The sequence below is a fragment of the Pseudoalteromonas sp. N1230-9 genome (assembly GCF_032716425.1).
Classification (GTDB): domain Bacteria; phylum Pseudomonadota; class Gammaproteobacteria; order Enterobacterales; family Alteromonadaceae; genus Pseudoalteromonas.
Map to the genome: position 1 here is coordinate 3,667,412 of NZ_CP090419.1, position 20,650 is coordinate 3,688,061.

Genomic DNA, 20,650 nt, shown 5'->3' on the forward strand with positions numbered 1-20,650 from the left:
CTCCTTTTGCACATGCCAAAGTGTTTTACTTTGGGCGGTATGTGTTGTCATAAATGATGCGTAATAAGGTGTTGTCGGTCTTATTACGGGTTATTCAATTTCTGCACAGATCAGCTGTACACCACATGCTGTTATCGCCTCACGCTTATCTACGCTTAGGTGGTTGTCTGTTATAACAGTGGTAACACGCTGCCAAGGCAGTTCTAAATTCGGTATTTTTCGGCCAATTTTTTCTGATTCAACCAGCACTACCACTTCACGGGCAGCTTCAGCCATCACTTGGCTAAGCCCTACTAATTCATTGAAGGTTGTAGTGCCTCTATCAATATCAATGCCATCGGCACCAATAAAGAGTTGGTCAAAGTCGTAAGAGCGTAGAACATTCTCTGCAACTTGGCCCTGAAACGATTCTGAATGCGGATCCCAAGTCCCACCGGTCATCAAAAGTGTTGGCTCATTTTCTAATGAAAGCAGTCGGTTAGCGACATTAATAGCATTGGTCATCACCACTAAGCCACGCTTACTGGCAAGTTCAGGGATCATCGCTGCTGTAGTGCGGCCGCTATCAATAATGATACGGTTATGGTCTTTAATAAGCTTTGCAGCCGCCTGCGCGATTGCCATTTTGCGAAGCGAGTCGCTTTTCTCGTTGCTATTTGCAACGATTTCTTGCGGCAATGCAATGGCACCACCGTAACGGCGTAGTAATAAGCCACTTTTCTCAAGTGCCGTGAGATCTTTACGAATCGTTACTTCTGAAGTTTGAAACTGCTCAGCCAGCGCCTCTACAGCGACCTCGCCGTACTCATTAACTTGGCTTAAGATAGTATGGCGACGTTGTTGAGTGTTTCGTTTTGTCATTTATATGATCACATAAGTTTCGTTTCGAAAGTTTTGAGATTTTAAACGAAACAACATAAATGGCAAGTGAATGTTTTAAATTAAAGTGAGGGAGAAAACTTATCATTCTATTAAGTTCACACTAGGTACAAATAAGCCACCATAAAAGGTGGCTCTTGCTGGTGTTAGGCAAGCAATTCTCCGTTTAAGATACACTTCACGATAGCTTGCTGTCGATTAGTACTACTCGTTTTTTTTATGCAGTTAGACAAATGAAAATCAACCGTTCTTTGACTGATATTAAGTATTTGACTAATTTCCCAGGATGTTTTGCCTATTGATGCCCATTTAATACACTCTTTTTCTCGCCGTGTAATTTTTACTGCTTCTGTACGCGTTGAACGTCGGTAGGCTTCAAACATTTCGATTAAAAAGATTCGCCAATAATCTCCTAGCATTTTTGCTTTGTGCGGTTCAGTACTTAAATTAGGCAACTCAAGTACCAAACAAGCAAATTTATTCTTATGTAAACCTGTAGGAACAATTAATACTGAATCATAATTGCCATTTATTTCACTAAGCATCAGCGCTTTTGTTTCATTAAGACAATAATGAATTAATTTTTTACAGGAATGAACCTCATCTAAAAAAGAGTGCTCAAATTCTCCAAAGTAATTAGTATCAAATCTAAATAAGTCAGAGAAATCAAAAGTAATAAATCCTACCTGCGTATAACTATAAGTATTTTTTATATCTTTAAAAAATTTATTAAAGCTATCTATTGAATTTATACACTCAATTCTAGAATGAAGTTCATTTATATTTACCATAACAAAGTCTCATTTAATAATCATCATCGCAAAAAATGGGACTGATGGTACACAAAGAATTTGGTGTATCCCCTCCGTCAGCAATAGCGCTGTTGTTATTTATGTGTAAATCACCAGAACTTGCAATGGTAAGAAAAATAAAAATAGCTGTATTGATAAATGATGTTTTAAGTAAGTTATTCATGGTCGTGTAGCCCCTAATTTTGTTGTAGTTATTTTGTTCACATTAAATTTGAGCTAAAGAGTGGATATTATCAATAATAAAAAGATAACTTTTTTATAACTTTAAAAAATAAACTTTAAGCTATTGAATACTAATGGAAACTATTTCACTATGCCTATTTCCTTTACTCTTAACTACAATCAAGCTATTAGTTTTGTCCACGTAAAACCTTGGTCTAATCACACCAAAGTCAAATGTTTTTGACTCTATACTCAAAGTATCAGCATCATATAAGTCTACTTCATTAAAGATGGTGCTTTTTAAGTTATGAGTGCTCCATACAATCTTATTATTAATGATTTCCCAGTTTGTATTTTTCTCTGTAGATATATTAACTAACATTGGAGCTACCATTTCTTTTTCCGTATCGAAGCGTGATAGCCTTCCCGTATCGTCACCTAAAACATATCCAGCATTGAATGGGCGAATAAAACGATAACCATTAAAGATAATATTTTGCTTTTTCTTTCCTATGTCATACATAAAAACTTGCCATTCGCCATTATTTTTACGTGTATATAAAACAGACTTTTCGTCTAGTGAAAAAGCAACATCGCCAATCAAATCATCAGCTTTAGTGAGATACGTCAGGCTATTATCAAATGTATTAAGAATTGTTATGCGCTCTTGGAGCTTTAGTAAAACATACTGTCCAGATGTCGAGGAGCTTATTAACTTAAGTGGCTTTTCAGTACTCATTAAAGTCACTTTTTTATCAACCTTTGCTTTTTCATAAAAAACCAAAGAGTTTACTCTACTCTCGTTTATAACCATCCAGACTTTATTGCCAATGGGGTGGTAGGCTTCAATGATGCCTTGCTTTGATTGTTTTTCTTGGATCATTTCAATATTTTTAAAGTCACTCAGAGGCAGCTTTTTCTCTATTAAAGTATTAATAGTATCGTTATCTTTAATAGCTAGTAATGTATTTATGCTGACCCTAGAGAGGGCTATCAGGCGATTTATGTTCACCGTAATTCTCTGTGAATCACCAGTTTTAATGTTAATTTTAGTTAGCTTTTGACTATCTAATAAAATGATATGCTCTTCATCAAACCATAAAACATCGTAGATAACAGAATTTTGAGTATGATTGAAAAGCATTCTACCTGATTTTAAGTCGAGCACTCGAATAGAACTACGCTTGCGATCTGAGTAGGCTCTTAGCACAGCTAACTTTCCTGAGCCAGGAGATATACTACCTTGAGTATCATACGCTCCTTTTTGAGCAACCGATGTGATCTCCTCCAAATCACCCTCAAGATTGAGCTTATAGATAAGCATTGCGCTTTGTTGGCTTTTTTGCCCAGAAAAGTAAACGACATTCTCTTCACTACTATCAGTAAATACATCTGCAATGAAATAAAAGTCAGACACTAATGTATTTGTTTTATGTGCCTCATCTTTTAAATCAACCAGCTTTAGTAGCGCAACACCATCTACGTTATCAGAAAAATACAAATGTCTATTATCGTTTGAAAAAGCTAGTCCTAAAGGCAATTTAGTATTATCTACTAAAACCTTTACAACTTCGTTTTTCTGGTTTTTCAAGTAAATATGATAATCCTTTTCATGGCTAAATTTACTTGTAAACGCGATATATTTGCCATCGTTCGAAACCGTTAATGTTTTTTTATCGGATATAACAGAATCAATCACTTTTGTAACGACATGTACTTCTTTATCAATATTTTTATATATGAAGTAGGTCAATGAAAACAAAAAGAGTGTGGCAATTACAATGAATAAAAAACGCTTATTTTTCTTTGCATCGTTATTCTTTACAGATATTGGCTTTTCAGTTTCCTCAGACGTAGATGTTTCTGCTATTTGTGATACAGGGCAAATTAATTTATAGCCACGCTTGGGAAGAGATTGAAGGTAAGTAGGCTCTTTGTGATCATCGTTCAACACAATACGTATTTTACTTATAATTCGCCTAACAGCGGCATCTGAAACACATCGACCTTGCCACAGGTTTTCATGGAGCTCTTCCATCGAAATATAACGATCATTATGCTCAATAAAATACATTAAGACAGCAAAGACTTTTGGTTCTAATAAAATTGATTGCTCATTTATACGAAGAGACATCTCTTGCGTATTTAAATAACACTCACCAATCTTAAAAAACATACCGCTTAGCCACTCACAAACTTAACACTCCCTTAACAACAACTATAGTACCGCACTGTAATTAGAATTACCACTCAATCATAACCACTTGATTTATAAGAAAGTCACAACTTAGTTACAGATATATCAGCGTTAAATCATTGCAAATCAGCAGGCTTATTTTAGGTTTATCTTCAAGTCCGAAAAACTAATAAGGCATGTTAAATGAGAAACAATATGAAATCAGAAAAACACTCGATAGCAGCTCGAAGAACAAACGATGGCTTTATTGAAATTACCAATCTCGAATTGCTTGATGCACTCGTCGGTGGTTATATCGATCCTGAAGAGGTCTATTGCAATGTAAGTGATAATCAGGAACAACGTAGCTCCTTCTCAGATTCCGAGGGCATTAGCTAATGCCAGAAAATATCTCGACAAGCTACAAACCTCATTTAAAGCGCTTCACTGAAAAGCGAGATTTGGCAGCTTTATATAATATTGAGCAGTGGTGTGAGAACATGTGCGTTGCTTTTGATAGAGATGTAGCAGGTCAAGAGATAAAGTTTAACAGAACATTGCGATGGCTAATCAATGCATACCCATTAGTTTTAGCCTACCAAGGAAAAACAAATGAAAGTGAGCTGTTTTTAAAGAAAGCAATCAACTTTTGGAGCCAGTCATATAGCAATGACAAAGATAATCAAAATCTCGTAAACCTTATAGATCCCACGATTAACTTACTTAGACTTTACAAGCTAACAAAAAGAAAAACCGAATTTAACTCATTATTAAATGGTATATCTCCTTTTTGTGGAAACTCAAACATTTTCTTAGGAGGAATAGCCGTGAAAAAAGCAGATCTGGGTGAAGGGTGGGAGATTCTATATCGTGCGACACTTGACGAATGCTTAAAAAATTACACTTCAAATTCCGATTTCGATGCAGTTATCTCACTTCAAAATAAGATACCAGAGAAATATATTAATAATGACATATACATTGAATCAAAAATAATTTCACTAATTAACTTAAAAAATTTTGATGATGCTTTAAAAGCTTGCTTTCAACAAATAAAAAAGTACACATGCATAAAAAATGGAATTTATAGCTATCGACTTTATGAATTATTCAAATGCACAGACAATGAAAGCAAGTCAAGAATAGTGATGGACCATCTTATATCTAGCTTAAAAAAGACAAAAATAGAATCACTATCTTCTTTAAACTTCGCATCACATATAATTATAGAAAGCAAAGCACCATACAATTCGTCACTTGTCATGAATACGTTAAAAAAATACAAAGAAATAGATGATGAGTTCAATTATGGGATGACAGCTCTAAACGTTTATCGAAACAGTCCATGTAGAGAAATAGAAAGTGAAATTTTAAAAATATATGAAAAAACAGACTACTTCATCTTAAAAGAAAAAATATCAAGTAATTTAAATTTATTTGAAACTAAAAACAAAAGAGATAAAAACAGTAGTGATGAAATAGACAAAAGAATAAACAACATAATAAAACCCAGTAAATTTAACAGTTAAAAAATATAAAATTACAGCCATAATCATATAACCCATAAGGGTTAATAAAATAAACTTAAGGAAATAAAATGAGCAATAAATTTGAAAATATCAAAAACGAAGAAATCAAACTTAATGAGCTAGGTGAAGTTGAGCTAAGTGAAGAGTTAGCTGGCGTTGTAGCTGGTGGTTTCTCACCGGAAGAGGAAGATGAAGAAGGCGATACAGGTTGTGGTAACACGATCAACTTTGGCTGTGGTTCTAGCCTGGAAAAGTAGTTATTACTTTAGCCCAGATTATTCTTTGAAATAATCTGGGTTTATTAATTCAATAGGGAAAAAAATGAGTACTTCAAAAAATAAAATTAAGGGCTTTTCTAAACAACAATTAGTAAATAGCCTTAGCAATGAAAAGTTTCAACTTATTATCTTTCCAACTGAGCAATGCAACTTCCGATGCGTGTACTGTTACGAGGATTTTGAAATTGGCAAAATGCCTCGCTGGTTAGTCGATGCGACTAAAGTTCTTATCAAAAACAAAATGCCTAAGCTAGAGTATTTATCTTTAAGTTGGTTTGGTGGAGAGCCTCTATTAGCAAAAGATATTCTGTTTGAAATTGCTGAATACGCGCAATCTTTAGCAAGGGAAAATAACTGTAAAGTATATGGTGATTTGACTACAAACGGCTCTCTTCTCGATATAAAAACACTCACAAAACTTGTTGAGTTAAAACAAAATAGCTTTCAAATTTCTATTGACGGTGATAAAGAGTCACACGACACAACTCGATTAACGCGTAACGGAAGAGGCAGTTTTGATAAAATATGGGGTCGCTTATTAACAGCATCTGCAACAGATCTTGATTTTCATATAACTCTCAGAATACATATTACAGACTTAAACCATGAGAGTGTTTTAGCTTTTTGTGAACGCTATGATGAAGAGCTAAAAGAAGATAATAGGTTTCGGTTATTTTTTAAAGAAATATCTAATTTAGGGGGTGATAATCAAGAAAAAATAAATAGCTTAATATCTAAAAAGTCAGCCAAGCAACTAGCTCAAGAACTGACAGAACGCTATTCAGGTAATAGTAAAAAAATAGATGAATTAGGTCATTATATTTGTTACGCAGGAAAGCCAAACTCTTTAGGAATTAGAGCAAATGGTAATATCAATAAATGTACCGTTGCTTTAGATGATGACAGAAACAATATTGGCAAGATTAACCCTGACGGCACTCTCACTTTGAATAATGAAAAGTTTAGCACCTGGATAAAAGGCTTCACGACTCTTGATAGCTGGCAAATGGGATGCCCACTTAGTTATATGAACAGCAACACTGTTGTTGGTGACATTCCGATAAAGAAAGTTAGCTAAATCATGTCTATTGTTAATATGTTTAGAAAGGAAGCTCTTAGGAACCAATATAAATCAAGTGATATTGGCAAGTCGCTTATAAAGCAACCTAAAGTGATAAATAACTCTATATTATTTCTTATCTTTATATTTATCGCTTTCTTTCTTTTAATAAAAATAATCTCGATCCCATCAAGTAAGAGTCTTGCGATTAAGATATCTGCTGAAAATTATACACCACTAATTTATAGTGAAGTTGCCATTATAAAAAGTTATCTATCAAAAAATGGTGGGCATGTAAGAAAAGATCAGGCTTTGATCTCTATCTCTAAACTAAATAATGAAAGCAATTTAGAAAGTGATGTTATCCGCTCTCCCAGTGACGGTTTTTTCTTTCACTCAAAAATTGATAAAAATATAACCCAACCATACAAGCCTCTTGGTTATCTTTTGACCCCACCAGCCGATGGTGAATTATCTTTTTGGATATCAAACACCAAGAAAATCAATTTAAATGTAAATGACAAAGCAACTCTACATATTAACGATGAAAAAATAACTGCGACAGTCACTATGGTTATTAATGGAATATCAAGTGAAAAAGAACAAAAAGTTCATTTGAAAATCAAAGAAAATGATATAAAAAAATTATCACCTAACGCTGAAATAAAAATAGTACTTAACAAGCAAGATGAAAAGATTATCAATTTAATTAAATAGTGAAAACTAAATGCGACTCACCGATTATATAGACTTCAAATCATCTAAATTGCCTACTTTTTTACAAAGTGAAGTAGCTGAATGTGGGATTACTTGCCTTGCAATGATCGCATTTTATCATGGCTACAAAGTTAATATGCTTGCCATGCGACAGCGCTATCCGGTAGGAACACAAGGCATTACCGTTAAACATATTTTAAAAATAGCTGATGATATTGGCTTGTCTGGGCGTGTACTAAAACTAGAGCTTGGACAGCTATCAAAACTAAAAGGGCCAGCAATCCTTCATTGGAACTTTAATCATTTTGTAACCTTAGCGTCGGTCAGTAGAACGGGAATCGTTATTCATGATCCTGCCAAAGGGAAAGTTAAACTTGATTGGAAACAAGTTTCTGAAGCTTTCACTGGTATTGCAATAGAGTTAACTCCTTCATCGACATTTACGGTTGCAGATGAAAGAGTAAAAATGCCACTTAGAACATTTATAGGTAATATTGATGGGTTAGGCTCATCGCTGTTTAAAATTTTCGTTATTGCATTGATATTGCAATGCTTTTTACTCATATCCCCATACTATATAAGAATCGTCATTGACCATGGTATTCCACTTTCAGATAGCGGTGTGTTGGTCTGGCTACTGGCTGCATTTTTAGCAATCACACTATTAACTACGTTTAGTAATATTATTCGCTCAGCGGCAATATTATACCTAGATAAGAACTTAGGTTTTCAGGTAAAGGCTAATATACAACGCCACTTACTACATTTACCTCTATCATTCTTTGAGTCTCGCCATGTTGGAGATATCAAATCAAGATTCGAGGCCTTTAATGAAGTTCAGCGTATGATTAGCCGAGGCTTTATTGCCGCGATTGTCGAAGGCCTTCTTGGTATTACGACTTTAATCATAATGTATACCTATTCACCTACCCTTGCCTTGATATCACTTATATTTTTATCTATCACGTTAATGGTAAGGCTTTACTTAACAAAAAAAGAAAATAAACACTTAGAACAAGTTTTAGCGAAACAAGCAAAAGAAAATAGCCACTTTCTCGAAACAATTCGAGCGATAATGCCCATAAAGTGCTACGTCAAAGAAAGTACACGATTATCATCGTGGCTTAACTTATTTGCCGATACAACCAATGAAAATATTAAGCGAGAGAAAATATCTATTTCGGCTGAAATAAGCCAAGAATTAATAAGTAAAATAGAGTATTTAACCGTTATATTTTTTGGTGCGACATTAATCATAAACAATGCATTTACGATTGGTATGTTCATTGCCTTCTTAGCCTATCGTCAACAATTTTCAAGCAGCACTCAAACCTTAGTTGACCATATATTTCGATTTAAGTTGGCATCCACTTACCTTCGAAGAATGTCAGATATCGTCATGCAAAGCCAAGAACAAGAGAGTAATTCATTGGTCGTTGCAAAAGAGCAAACTAAGGGACATATCGAAGTACGCGATTTACATTTTAGATATTCTCCTTCATCTCCTTGGTTATTTAGAGGTATCAACTTTGAAATAAATGCTGGAGAGTCTGTCGCTATTATTGGCCGCTCAGGATTAGGCAAATCAACCTTACTTAAGCTAATGACTGGCCTAATTAAAGCCGAGCAAGGTGATTATCTATTAGATGGCCACTCAATCAATATGCTAGGGATGCGAAACTTTCGATCTATGTGCGCCACGGTTATGCAAAATGATCAATTACTGAATGGCTCTTTAATTGAAAATATCTCCTTTTTTGAACCCAAGCCAGATATCAATCAAGTGATTGAAGCTGCAAAAGGCGCAGCAATTTGGCAAGAGATTCAAGCCATGCCAATGGGGCTGCATACACAGGTGGGCGACTTAGGCAGTTCATTATCTGGCGGTCAAAAGCAACGCTTACTTTTAGCCAGGGCCCTTTACAGCCAACCTATTGTTTTATTTTTAGATGAAGCAACGAGTCACTTAGATGCTGCTACAGAATTACAAGTGAATCAGCATTTAAAATCAAAAAAAATAACCAGAATTAGTGTCGCCCACAGGCAAGAAACGATAAAAGCAGCAGACAGAGTAATAGACTTAGAAAAGTTAATTAATGGTCAAGCCCTGTCAGAGGTGATCTAACTAAAGATTGCTCATAAAGCAAAGGAAAAAATAATGAAACTCACATCTAAACTTGTTTATCAGGGGTTAATTGGTTTGTCAGCCATTATGCTTTTATCTGGTTGGCGGTTAGGGTTTGCAGATAATGCAGAAGTAATCTCACTTGAGTCTGTAACGATGGCAAAAGTAGAACGAGGTGACTTTTCTATTAAGGTTGAAGGTTATGGCTCGCTACAATCAATTAATAAAAGACTACTCACAGCCACTAGCAATGCGGTTGTCGACGAAATAAAGCTAAAAGCAGGGGCTGTTGTAGAGCCTGATACAGTGATTCTGACATTAAACAACCCTGAGCTTGAGAGTAAGCTGCGCTTAGCTTTAGCGAAGCTCAAAAATGCAAAGACACAGAAACGTCAAACTTTGTTAGTGCAACAACGAGAGCTGTTAAACAATGAATCAAGTATCTCTGAGTTAAAAGCACAAGCAGAAATTGCCATGCTCCAAGTAGAAGCCGAACGCTCTTTAGCTAAATCAGGAATTGTTTCTGGGATTAGTGCTAAAAAAAACGAATTGGAAGCGAAGCAGTTACTCAAACGTATCAGCCTCGAAGAATCAAAATTAGACAAGCTCACTGAAATGCAAAAAGAAGCACTTTCGATTCAAGATGATCTTATTTCTCAAGCTGAAGATGAGTTCAACGTCGCAAAACTTATGGTCGAGCAATTATCTGTAAAAGCAGGAATGAAAGGGGTCATACAGCGTCTTCCTCTCAGTTTAGGGCAAAGTGTAACAGCAGGCTCTGAGCTTGCGCTCATTGGCAGCCTCTCGCCATTAGTTGGGGAAATAAAAGTTCCGCAAATTCAAGCGCACTTAATTCAAATGGGCATGAAAGCCGACATTACAACACTCAATGAGCAAGTGCATGGACGAGTCGTTCGTGTTGACCCTGTGATCAATGATGGTGCTGTACAGGTTGATATTGAACTTGAAGCAATTGAGCATGGCAGCATGAAACCGATGCAACAGGTTGATGCAACCATCTACGCTGACGTGCAAAAAGATATGAACTACATAAAGCAACCCAGTGATGCTAAAGAAGGTGGTTATGGTTCACTATTCAAGCTAACAAGTGATAACAAGGCTGTTAGAGTTGATGTGCAATATGGCAAAACATCAGGACAGCTAATTCAAGTGCTATCAGGCTTAGAGCCTGGCGAGCAAGTTATTATTTCCACCTTAGACATTCCTGCTGAAACAAAAGTTATAAAAATAGAGAGCTAGAAGTATGAACACTGAAATTTTAAGGGTTAATAACTTAACTAAATCCTTTACCAATGGCGATCAAGTTAGTCAAATTTTAAAAGGAATTAGCTTCACTGTTTATGATGGCGAATTTATTTCTATTTCAGGCCCATCAGGGTGCGGAAAATCAACACTGCTGAATATTATGGGATTACTCGACACCCCACAAAGTGGTGAATATTACATCGACGGCTTACTGGTTTCTGATATGGACTCAACGCAACGCTCTAAAGTTCGTGGAAATAGAATCGGCTTTGTATTTCAATCTTTTAATCTGATAGATGAAATGACCGTCTTAGAAAATGTAGCACTGCCTTTAAAATACAGAGGGGATTCGCTTTCAACGCGCCATGCACGTGCTTTAGATTGCTTAGAAAAAGTAGGCCTTGCAGATAAAGCTGATTTATACCCTAACCAAATATCAGGGGGTCAACAGCAACGCGTTTCCATTGCTCGCGCTTTAGCTGGTGATTCAGGAATTATGCTTGTCGATGAGCCAACAGGTAACTTAGATTCTAAAAACGGTGATGCCATCATGGCATTGATCAAAGACCTTAATCAGCAAGGCACAACAATCGTTTTAGTCACCCATGACCCGCGTTATGCCAACATGGCATCTCGTAATATTCAATTAAAAGATGGCTCTGTAATAGCTGAAAATGATGATATCAATACGCCAATAGAGGCAAATCGAGTTGCTCAGCCATGTTAAAAGTAGCCTACAATACCTTCAAACGTGCTAAACAGTACTATTTAACAACCGTATTTACATTAGCGCTTACTCTTTGCATGGTACTAAGTGCATTTAGCTTAGTGGATTTAGTCTTTTTCTCCCCCTTGCCTTATCAACAAAGTGATAATTTATATTTACTGGAAGGCACCGTAAACTCAAAAAGCTACTCAGGCCCTGCTAGTAATTCAAAAGTAATAAGTTATATAGAGAGTGAAAATACGCTCTTTACTGACATGGCTACCTACCATAAGTGGACCAGTTATAAATTATTAGACAGGCCAACTAGACCCGCTGTAGACGTTATTCTTGCATCTAATAACTTGTTTGACCTGCTTGGTGTAAAACCTGAACTTGGCAGATTATTTAATAAGACCGAGGCGCTCGGCAGTAAGCATATGTCTGTCGTTTTAGGCTATAGGGCATGGCAAGAACTTTTCCAGGGGCGAGGTGATATTATTGGTCAAAAAATACAGTTAAATCAACGCCGATTCACTATAGTTGGTGTAGCTCCAGATGATCTTGTTTTGCCCCACTACAAAAATATAAACGATGCAATATGGTTACCTATTGATGTCGATGAGGTATTTGATCCCAAAACAGCAAATGGATTTATGGGTGCATACAAAAGTATTGTTAGATTAAAAAATACAGTATCAGAATCTGCAATCACACAACAGTTATCAGACCTATCACTGAAAGGCGCTCAGCTCCATGCTCCTAACATTCTAAAGGACTTTACTGTTAACGCACGTATCACGACATTTAGTGACGCATTAAAAGGTGATAGCGGAAAAATAGTACTCATGTTGCTTTTAGGTGTTTGTTTGTTATTACTCATCGCACTTATCAACCTCTCTAGTATGCAACTTGCAAAAGCAATTACTCGTATAAAACCGATTGCTATAAGCTTTGCATTTGGAGCAAGTACAAAACAGCTCATTGTTGAAACACTAAAACACAACTTACTACTGATTAGCATTGCAGTCATACTGGCATTAACACTTACCCAAATAGGGTTTATCGTTATTCAAAACTTAGCCGAAAATTCTATACAACGGCTAGATACTCTTTCGTTAAGTATTAATACGCTCCTGTTTTCAGCATTTTTGATTATTACTATTGCAGCACTCTATTCATTTATAGAATTAAGTGTCGTAAAAGAAAAAAACTTAATAAGTAGCTTACAAAGTAGCGGTAAAGGCACAGGAAAACAAATGAGCGCAGCGACCAGTCATTTATTGGTTGGCTTACAGATTTTGTTCTCATTTTTAGTATTAACCGCAGCAAGTCACGTCGTGTTAGTAACACTCTCTGAAGCGCTCAGAGATAATGGTATAAACTCTCAGGGTAAATACTCACTTACAATAAATTACAGTAATATCGATAAGCCGAGTGAACGAATCAACCTTCATAAAGCCATTACGCAACAGTTATTAAACCTCGATAACGTGAGCAGTTTAGCACTATCATCAGAGCAACGCTTACCCGATACGGTTAATGTTAACCAAATATATGATGAATCTGGCCAGTATATTGCCCAAGCGCGTAATAGCTTAGTTTCCAACAATTATTTTGCAGAATTAGATCTTAAAGTAACAGGCAAGGGCTTTAGCAAAGGTGATGAAAAACTTAAAAACCCGCCCATTATTGTTAATCAACGCCTTGCGGATATGTTGGATAAAAACACACAGAATGTACTAAATAGTAAAGTCAGCTTTGACAGCAAAACGTTTTATTCTATCGTAGGCGTAGTCAGTAATACCTACGTACCAGGAAGGCCTGAAAGTGAAAACTTTGAAGTGTTCACACCCAAAGATTACCCAGGCTGGAGTCAATATACCTACCTTCTAACAATGAAAGATTCCGCATCAACATCGCAAATTCAGCAACTGATCTACGGGATTGATAAACGCCTAGATATACATACATTAGCGTCATTAACCACTCAATTTGATGACCAACGACAGCGTCATTTAAACGCTGCTTGGCTCGCTATTGTACTTGCATCAACATCATTACTCATGGTCTGCATAGGCATCAACGGCATTGTTAACTACTTAATTAAAGTACGCAGATATAGCTTGGGCGTTAAGCTCTCAATGGGCGCGGATAACTTAAGATTATTAAAAGAAAGTTTACTTGAGCTTATGCAACCCATAACGATGAGCTTGGTGCTCGCTTTTTCATTAGCATTTTTAATTATTGGTTATTGCTTTTCACTACCCAACGTCACCTTAACTATAAACTGGTGGTTAACATTATCTATCTGGCTTGGGCTGTTAGTTATGGCGCTTATCACAAGCTTTTTTCCCATCAATAAAACACTAAGACAAGATCCAATAAAGGCATTACGCAATGAATAGATTTCTTATATTTATAGTATTGCTCTTATCTTTCGCGATACACGCAAACACAGATGAGAATAAACCCCAATGGGAAAGTTATATAGATTCCACAACACAAGAGAATGTATCACTATCACCTAATGGGAAGCAGGCTCTATTTTTACATCAGATACGCTATCCATCGATTCACTATGTATCACAAGCACGCGTGCAATTAGCGGGCTTGGATTTTTATAGCAATCTATATAGCCGATTTGACACACCTTTATATAGCCATACAACACTTTTTGATATCAGCAATAGAACGAGCATAGACCTAACCCCTGATAACGGCGTCATTATCGACTATAACTGGTCTCCTGACGTTAAAAAGATTGCTTATTTAATTCAAAATGACAACACAATTAATTTATGGGTGTATGACGTTGAAGCTCAGGTTTTCAAACGCCTTTCTCAGGCCAATTTATCAGCGACATTAGGTGGCAGACACCTCAGATGGCTACCTGATAGCACAGCACTAATCGTTAAAAAAAGAAATACTAAAGTACACTCACCCATTAACGAATTAAAACAACCAAACTCTCTCTCATCTGAGCGACAAGTAGAGCAAGGGCGAACATATCAAAGCCTTCTAAAAAATAACAAACTTAAAGAGCAATTTAAAACTCTAGCACTTTCAAGCTTAGTTAAAATCGATTTAAAAGGTAATGTGACCTCTCTAACTGATAACATGCTATTTGATGATTTCTCTTTGTCTCCTGACGGAGAGTATGTGTTGTCGTCAACTCTACCCAAAGAGCTCTCCTCCTTTTTACCATACAAAAAGTGGGGCAGAGACTATCAAATTACTAACTTAAAAACCCACCACCAGCTAAATGTCTTACCCTCTTTAAATAACAAGGTTAACTTAAAGAAAGCCAAAGATAGCGTCCCTAATGGTGCAAGATTAGTTAAATGGCTTCCCTTTGAAGGCTCAACTCTCACTTGGACCGAAGCAATTGATAATGGTGATATGTCAGTAGATAAAAAATATCATGACAATACATATAAACTTGCCAGCCCGTTCAATCAAAACAAACAACTCATCCATCAGGCTAAGTGGAGAGTACATAATATTATATGGGGGAAGTCAGGTGCCGGAGTCGCTCAAGAGTGGCTTTATGCTAGCAAACAAGCAAAAGCTTCTTTAATTAGTGCAAATACCTCAGCAAGTGTCTTAATTGAACAACGAGACTATAGAGATAAATTTAATGACTTTGGCGATCCGCAAACCCTGAGACTACCTGAAGGGTATGAAGTGCTTGTTGAAGATGATTCAAATCTTTTCTTTTTATCTAATGGCCTTAGCGAAGAGGGCATCAGGCCCACTATAAAGACACTAAACAAAACCAATAACACACGAAAAGAGTACTTTATCAGCAGTGAAGAAAGCATTGAACTCCCTTTAAGAGTTGCAAATAATACGCTTATTATACAAACACAAAATGTACAAACAGCTCCTCAATATTTTGCAATTTCAAGCACTGATATGAATGAGCGAATCCCCTTATTAACGAACAAAAATAAGCAATATTTTGACAAGCCTCCTACATTTATAAATTATAAAAGAAGTGATGGGTTAAATTTAAGTGGTACGCTACATTTACCGAGTAACTACGATAAAGCACAAGGCAAAATACCTGCAGTCCTATGGATCTATCCGGATGAATTTAATAATAAAAAACTAAGCCAACAAAATACTGTAAAAACAAATATATTTAGGCAATTTGATCCATTAAGCCCTTTGGTTTTTCTTCATGACGGCATCGCAGTTTTTGAGTCACCATCCATGCCAATCACTGCATTTGACGGTCAAGAACCCAATGATGACTTTATCAATCAAATAAATCTTAATGCACAAGCAGCTATCAATGCACTCGAAGGTACAGGGTTGATTGATATCGACTCTTTAGCTGTCATGGGTCATTCATATGGCGCATTTACCGTAGCAAACTTGCTCGCACATACTGACTTTTTTAAAGCTGGTATTGCTCGAAGCGGTGCTTATAACAGAACATTAACGCCTTTTGGTTTTCAAGGTGAAAAGCGTACTCTATGGCAAGCAAAAGAGACCTATATTGACTTATCACCAATCATGTTCGCAGATAAAATTGATGCGCCATTGCTACTTATTCACGGTGAAAATGATCAAAATTCGGGGACTTACCCCCTACAATCAACAAGAATGTATCAAGCGCTAATTGCGAATAAAAAAACAACTCAGCTCATTATGCTCCCCTATGAAGGCCACTCTTATAGAGCGAAAGAAAACTTAACATATTTACTTAAAGAGCAATCAGCTTGGCTTAATAAGTGGTTAAAATCATCCCGAGCACAATTATGACGTAATACCATATGCTCTTTAGTAACCGCTATAGAGCATAAAATGCATTATTCTTATATGATCTCCTAAATTATTTACACTCAAAGTCCCTATACCATTTCACTTGTCATCATTGCGACACAAGGCTAGCCGTAACTGAGTCAACTTTGGGCTTGCATGGGTATCTGAATTACTTCACTATAAATAGCTTAAGCTATAAAAAACAATAAATTAAAGGATTAATAATGAAGTTACTTATTACACTGTGCTTAACTGTTTTAAGTTTTTGTAGCCACGCGGCGGTCACGCCTTGGCTGGATTTTCACTTAGAAAATGGTCACATCAAAGTGCCAGCAACTGTATCTGGTATACCGAGTAAAATTTTATTGGATACGGGCGCACAAGTGAATGGCATTAATCCTCACTTTATTAACAAAAATAAGCTTGATCTCGATAAAGGAGGCAAAACGCGAATTAAAGGCGTATATGGCACTGAAAATAAAACAACTTACCACAATGTGCCTATTAATTTTTTTGGTATGGACACTGAAGTTGATGATGCTGTAGAAATCAACCTTGGCTTTCATGATAACGCACTCCTATTTGGTGCCGGTTTCTTTCGCCAATTTGTTATACAACTGGATTACCCAAATCAAAAAATGCGTCTTATTACCCATGACTCAGTCAATTTAAATGACACCGAAAACATTAAAATGCTAAAACAAAGAGGCTCAGGTATGCCTATTGTAGAAGTGATGTTAAGTAATGAAAAATCAATATGGTTGGTGCTCGACACGGGTAACAATGGCGGTATGGTTGTTAAACGAAGTGTCGCTCAAAGCATGGGGTGGCTTGATGAGATAGAGCGCGAATCGGGAATAAGCACAGGCGTGAATACAAGTGGTATGACTGAAAGCTTTCGTATCCCTTGGCTAAAATTTGGTCCTTTTGAAATGGAAAATGTACTGGTGAGTATCCCCGCTAAAGGAGAATCTGCGAATCTTGAATCTCAATATAAAACAACGGGTACACATATAAGAGGAAAAAAAGTACAAGGCTTGATAGGCTACGATGTTCTCAAACATTTTTTAATCACTATTGACTATAAAAGTGGTCATGCACATATTGGGTTACCTGAATAAACGATGAGCATTTCATTTAACAGCCTAGAAAGGTCACTTATAGAACAACGAAAAAACACTCATGAAATTTGCCGTTTATTTGCCAAAAGCCCAAGTAAAGGCAATTTAAAACGACTAAAAGGCATGTTTGCTCACTGTGGCGAACAGGTTGTTATTGAAGCAGGTTTTCATTGTGATTATGGCAGTGGTATTAAAATAGGTGATCGCACCTTCATAAATATTAACTGTACTGTACTCGATGCACCGCTATCTGATGCGCAAATTACGATAGGCGATGACTGCTTAATTGGCCCTAATGTACAAATACTCGCGGTATCGCATGCAGTAAACCCAACCGAGCGTTTAGCAAAAGCTAATTTTGCAGCGCCGATTAGCATTGGTAACAATGTATGGATTGGTGCAGGCGCTATTATACTTGCAGGTATTAAAGTTGCTGATAATGCCGTGATTGGCGCAGGGGCAATAGTTACCAAAGATGTCGCGGCAAATACCCTAGTAGCAGGTAACCCCGCGGTGAAGGTTAAAGACCTTTAACTCTCATACCAACGCGCTAAAGCATGCCCTACGTAGGCGACAACCATCCTCAATAAGCATTTAAAACTAAAAAGCCCAGCTGTATTGCTGGGCTTATAGTTGAGAGTTAGTTAACTGTTATTCATATCGCAAGATAAGCGATGGTCTGGTGCTTGCGGCCTTAAAGGCTAAGCTTGCAACGGTAACCCAGGTAATCGCGGCCACCGCGACGGCGGCAACTAAATACACCCATACAGCTTGCTCAATGCGGTCATTAAAGTTCGCTAACCAATCACCTACCAACAAGTAAGTCACTGGATACGCAATAGCAATACTGAGCGCCACCAGCACTAAGAACTCTTTAGCAATGATATTGACGATACTGATGCGTGATGCACCTAGCACTTTTCGAACGGCCACTTCTTTTTGACGACGCACTGTTGCAAACGAAGCCAAACCAAAGGTACCTAAACAAGTTAAGAACACAGCAAGACCGGTAAAGATTAAAACGACATTCGAAATTCGCTCATCACCTTTTAACAGAGTTTTGTAGTTGTCTGCGAGTAAGTTAATTTTTGGCTCATAGATATTGGCTGTGCTTGCTAATACTTCAGCGATCTGAGCTTTAATATATGGTAAGTTTTGCTGATCAATCGTTAAAATTAGTTCTGATACTGGTGATAAAAAGTTAAAGCCACATAAGAACATAATATTTGAGTTGGCATCTTTAGCATTACCTACCTTTACATCCTCAACCACACCCACAACACGCATATCTACGCCGCGACCTGAGTCTTTAATTACCTTACCGATAATGTCACTCATGTTAGTGTAACCCGCTTGCCTTGCGACAGATTCAGTCACAATAGTACCCGTACTTGTTACTCCATTTGCACGGCTTGCCCAGTCACCGGCAAATTCACGACTAAAGTCACGACCAGCAACCAGTTTTAATCCTAGTGTTTTTACAACATCGTAGCTTGCGCCAACAACAGGCGTTAAGCTGCCAGACGCTTCACCATTTGGCCACGTTGGCATAAGTGTATTATTGATTGAAACGGTTAAACGGGTATCAATCACTGTTGTTTGCTGTACGCCTTGAATTGCACTAATACGGTTAACTAAGGCATTTTTTTCTTTTGTGAATACTTCGCCTACAGGTAGCTCTGAAATAACCAATCTTTGTGTTGTTTCATAGCCTAAAGGTAAGCTTTGTAAGTAAGTTAATTGCTTTAACAAGGTAATAGAGGCAATGATTAAACCTATTGCTAGTGAAGCCTGTAAGGTTAGTAAGCTCTTACGAACCCATATTGCTGTATTACCACGCTGTAAGTCTCCACTTAAAACGCGTTTTGCACTGAATGACGAAATAAAGAATGCAGGATAAAGCCCAGCTAATATGCCCACAGCAATTGCGACCACAATAATGGCAATGCCAAATTCAGAGGCATAATTCACGCCCAATTCGCGGTCTACTAGTTGATTAAAACTTGGTAAAAAAAGCTCCACTAAAGCACATGCAATCACCATTGAAAGCATTGATACCAATACAGATTCAGATAAAAACTGTGTTACTAATTGGCCTTTACTTGCGCCAAGCGCTTTACGCACACCCACTTCTTTTGCACGTTTAGTCGATTGAGCGACGGTCATATTGATAAAGTTAAAACCTGCAATAAGAATAAGTAACACACTTAAACCAACACAGATCATCACCACTTGTTTAGCACCACCCGCTTTCATCTCAAACGGTGATTTAGCCGTTAAGTGCAAATCAAGTAATGGATGCAGCTCTAATCTAACTTGCTCCAGCATCGAACCGCTAAAAAAGCGCTCTGTTAAGGTTTTAGCTAATGCATCTGTATCGGTGCCCTCTGCTAAACGCATATAAACATAACTACTGTTGATGTTTATATCGCTTGGATCATGCTTAACATAAACAAGGTTTTTAAAGGCAAAGTGAGTGTTATCTGCTAAGTCTGCAAACACAGCACGCACTGTGTACTGTCCTTGTTCATGCGTAAGTGTTTCCCCAATCACATCGGTGCGACCAAAAATGCGCAGTGCTTCTGACTCACTTAAAGCGAGGCTGTCTGGTGTACTCATTGCTGTTGTTAAGTCACCCGCAATCGTCTCCATAGCAATGAAATTTTCAATATTTGCAGTAGCACCATATAAGGCATTTAACTTATAGCCTTGATTGCGGTAACTCACATCCACCATGGCTTCACGGGTCAGCTCGACCATCGTTAATCCGAATACTTCTTCAACTTGGCTATAATCTTCGGCCTGCTTTGACTGCACATAATTAAAAATAGGCACCACAGATAAACCGAGTTTTGAGAAGTCTTGGCCAACGCGATAAACACGCTCAGCATGAGGCTGTTGGCTATCGTACGAAAGCTCATTTTTTGCAAACAAAGCAACTAGAATTGCCGCAGCTAAGCCCACACTTAAACCCAAAACATTTAAAATAAAATGCTGTTTTTGGTTTTTAAACGCACGCAGCGCGGTGATCAAATAACTTAAAATCATG

The 20,650-nt window shown here is 37.1% G+C and carries 17 protein-coding genes; 12 read left to right on the plus strand and 5 right to left on the minus strand.

The genetic code is table 11. The features are described from left to right. Positions 1-90: 90 nt before the first annotated feature. The 4 genes from LY624_RS17165 to LY624_RS17180 form a co-directional block, all read right to left on the minus strand. The gene (locus tag LY624_RS17165) at positions 91-861 is read right to left on the minus strand and encodes a DeoR/GlpR family DNA-binding transcription regulator (RefSeq protein ID WP_341803587.1); all 771 of its coding nucleotides are present in this window, start codon (positions 859-861) and stop codon (positions 91-93) included. Between the two features lie 164 nt (positions 862-1,025). Further along, positions 1,026-1,670, minus strand: a complete 645-nt coding sequence (locus LY624_RS17170) for a helix-turn-helix domain-containing protein (protein ID WP_341803588.1) — start codon at positions 1,668-1,670, stop codon at positions 1,026-1,028. Positions 1,671-1,683: 13 nt separating this feature from the next. Next, on the minus strand, positions 1,684-1,854 hold the full coding sequence (locus LY624_RS17175; protein ID WP_341803589.1) for a hypothetical protein: 171 nt from the start codon (positions 1,852-1,854) through the stop codon (positions 1,684-1,686). A gap of 120 nt (positions 1,855-1,974) precedes the next feature. After that, positions 1,975-4,029, minus strand: a complete 2,055-nt coding sequence (locus tag LY624_RS17180) for a winged helix-turn-helix domain-containing protein (protein WP_341803590.1) — start codon at positions 4,027-4,029, stop codon at positions 1,975-1,977. Between the two features lie 204 nt (positions 4,030-4,233). On the opposite strand from LY624_RS17180, the gene LY624_RS17185 reads away from it, so the two are divergent. The 12 genes from LY624_RS17185 (at position 4,234) to LY624_RS17240 (ending at position 18,135) form a co-directional block, all read left to right on the plus strand. Further along, the gene (locus tag LY624_RS17185) at positions 4,234-4,428 is read left to right on the plus strand and encodes a hypothetical protein (protein ID WP_130150869.1); all 195 of its coding nucleotides are present in this window, start codon (positions 4,234-4,236) and stop codon (positions 4,426-4,428) included. Beyond that, positions 4,428-5,558, plus strand: a complete 1,131-nt coding sequence (locus LY624_RS17190) for a hypothetical protein (protein ID WP_341803591.1) — start codon at positions 4,428-4,430, stop codon at positions 5,556-5,558. The genes LY624_RS17185 and LY624_RS17190 overlap by 1 nt, the downstream gene beginning before the upstream one ends. A gap of 68 nt (positions 5,559-5,626) precedes the next feature. After that, positions 5,627-5,815: a hypothetical protein gene (locus LY624_RS17195; protein ID WP_130150867.1), complete on the plus strand. Its 189-nt coding sequence runs from the start codon at positions 5,627-5,629 to the stop codon at positions 5,813-5,815. A 64-nt stretch (positions 5,816-5,879) separates the two neighbouring features. Then, positions 5,880-6,914 (plus strand): radical SAM protein, encoded by a 1,035-nt coding sequence (locus LY624_RS17200; protein ID WP_130150866.1) that lies wholly within the window; start codon positions 5,880-5,882, stop codon positions 6,912-6,914. Positions 6,915-6,917: 3 nt separating this feature from the next. Next, positions 6,918-7,613 carry a hypothetical protein gene (locus LY624_RS17205; protein WP_130150865.1) on the plus strand — a complete coding sequence of 232 codons (696 nt, stop codon included), beginning with the start codon at positions 6,918-6,920 and terminating at the stop codon, positions 7,611-7,613. A gap of 10 nt (positions 7,614-7,623) precedes the next feature. Then, entirely contained in the window at positions 7,624-9,738 is a 2,115-nt protein-coding gene (locus LY624_RS17210) for a peptidase domain-containing ABC transporter (protein WP_341803592.1), read from the plus strand. A gap of 33 nt (positions 9,739-9,771) precedes the next feature. Further along, a complete protein-coding gene (locus tag LY624_RS17215) occupies positions 9,772-10,998 on the plus strand; it encodes an efflux RND transporter periplasmic adaptor subunit (protein WP_237120182.1) in 1,227 nt (408 codons plus the stop codon). A gap of 4 nt (positions 10,999-11,002) precedes the next feature. Continuing rightward, entirely contained in the window at positions 11,003-11,731 is a 729-nt protein-coding gene (locus tag LY624_RS17220) for an ABC transporter ATP-binding protein (RefSeq protein ID WP_130150862.1), read from the plus strand. Continuing rightward, positions 11,725-14,115: an ABC transporter permease gene (locus LY624_RS17225; protein ID WP_341803593.1), complete on the plus strand. Its 2,391-nt coding sequence runs from the start codon at positions 11,725-11,727 to the stop codon at positions 14,113-14,115. The genes LY624_RS17220 and LY624_RS17225 overlap by 7 nt, the downstream gene beginning before the upstream one ends. Further along, on the plus strand, positions 14,108-16,480 hold the full coding sequence (locus tag LY624_RS17230; RefSeq protein ID WP_130150860.1) for an alpha/beta hydrolase family protein: 2,373 nt from the start codon (positions 14,108-14,110) through the stop codon (positions 16,478-16,480). Before LY624_RS17225 ends, LY624_RS17230 begins: the two co-directional genes overlap by 8 nt. A 224-nt stretch (positions 16,481-16,704) precedes the next feature. Then, complete coding sequence (locus tag LY624_RS17235; RefSeq protein WP_130150859.1) at positions 16,705-17,601, plus strand: pepsin/retropepsin-like aspartic protease family protein; 897 nt, start codon at positions 16,705-16,707, stop codon at positions 17,599-17,601. Positions 17,602-17,604: 3 nt separating this feature from the next. After that, positions 17,605-18,135, plus strand: coding sequence for a sugar O-acetyltransferase (locus tag LY624_RS17240; protein ID WP_130150858.1), 531 nt, complete (start codon positions 17,605-17,607; stop codon positions 18,133-18,135). A 117-nt stretch (positions 18,136-18,252) separates the two neighbouring features. On the opposite strand, the gene LY624_RS17245 is transcribed toward LY624_RS17240, so the two are convergent. Beyond that, entirely contained in the window at positions 18,253-20,649 is a 2,397-nt protein-coding gene (locus LY624_RS17245; RefSeq protein WP_341803594.1) for an ABC transporter permease, read from the minus strand. Position 20,650: the final 1 nt, after the last annotated feature.

What these genes read in the sequence shown, in the direction of transcription:
- LY624_RS17165 (WP_341803587.1), bottom strand. Translation starts at nt 861, where the DNA reads ATGACAAAACGAAACACTCAACAACGTCGCCATACTATCTTAAGCCAA.
- LY624_RS17170 (WP_341803588.1), bottom strand. Translation starts at nt 1,670, where the DNA reads ATGGTAAATATAAATGAACTTCATTCTAGAATTGAGTGTATAAATTCA.
- LY624_RS17175 (WP_341803589.1), bottom strand. Translation starts at nt 1,854, where the DNA reads ATGAATAACTTACTTAAAACATCATTTATCAATACAGCTATTTTTATT.
- LY624_RS17180 (WP_341803590.1), bottom strand. Translation starts at nt 4,029, where the DNA reads ATGTTTTTTAAGATTGGTGAGTGTTATTTAAATACGCAAGAGATGTCT.
- LY624_RS17185 (WP_130150869.1), top strand. Translation starts at nt 4,234, where the DNA reads ATGAGAAACAATATGAAATCAGAAAAACACTCGATAGCAGCTCGAAGA.
- LY624_RS17190 (WP_341803591.1), top strand. Translation starts at nt 4,428, where the DNA reads ATGCCAGAAAATATCTCGACAAGCTACAAACCTCATTTAAAGCGCTTC.
- LY624_RS17195 (WP_130150867.1), top strand. Translation starts at nt 5,627, where the DNA reads ATGAGCAATAAATTTGAAAATATCAAAAACGAAGAAATCAAACTTAAT.
- LY624_RS17200 (WP_130150866.1), top strand. Translation starts at nt 5,880, where the DNA reads ATGAGTACTTCAAAAAATAAAATTAAGGGCTTTTCTAAACAACAATTA.
- LY624_RS17205 (WP_130150865.1), top strand. Translation starts at nt 6,918, where the DNA reads ATGTCTATTGTTAATATGTTTAGAAAGGAAGCTCTTAGGAACCAATAT.
- LY624_RS17210 (WP_341803592.1), top strand. Translation starts at nt 7,624, where the DNA reads ATGCGACTCACCGATTATATAGACTTCAAATCATCTAAATTGCCTACT.
- LY624_RS17215 (WP_237120182.1), top strand. Translation starts at nt 9,772, where the DNA reads ATGAAACTCACATCTAAACTTGTTTATCAGGGGTTAATTGGTTTGTCA.
- LY624_RS17220 (WP_130150862.1), top strand. Translation starts at nt 11,003, where the DNA reads ATGAACACTGAAATTTTAAGGGTTAATAACTTAACTAAATCCTTTACC.
- LY624_RS17225 (WP_341803593.1), top strand. Translation starts at nt 11,725, where the DNA reads ATGTTAAAAGTAGCCTACAATACCTTCAAACGTGCTAAACAGTACTAT.
- LY624_RS17230 (WP_130150860.1), top strand. Translation starts at nt 14,108, where the DNA reads ATGAATAGATTTCTTATATTTATAGTATTGCTCTTATCTTTCGCGATA.
- LY624_RS17235 (WP_130150859.1), top strand. Translation starts at nt 16,705, where the DNA reads ATGAAGTTACTTATTACACTGTGCTTAACTGTTTTAAGTTTTTGTAGC.
- LY624_RS17240 (WP_130150858.1), top strand. Translation starts at nt 17,605, where the DNA reads ATGAGCATTTCATTTAACAGCCTAGAAAGGTCACTTATAGAACAACGA.
- LY624_RS17245 (WP_341803594.1), bottom strand. Translation starts at nt 20,649, where the DNA reads ATGATTTTAAGTTATTTGATCACCGCGCTGCGTGCGTTTAAAAACCAA.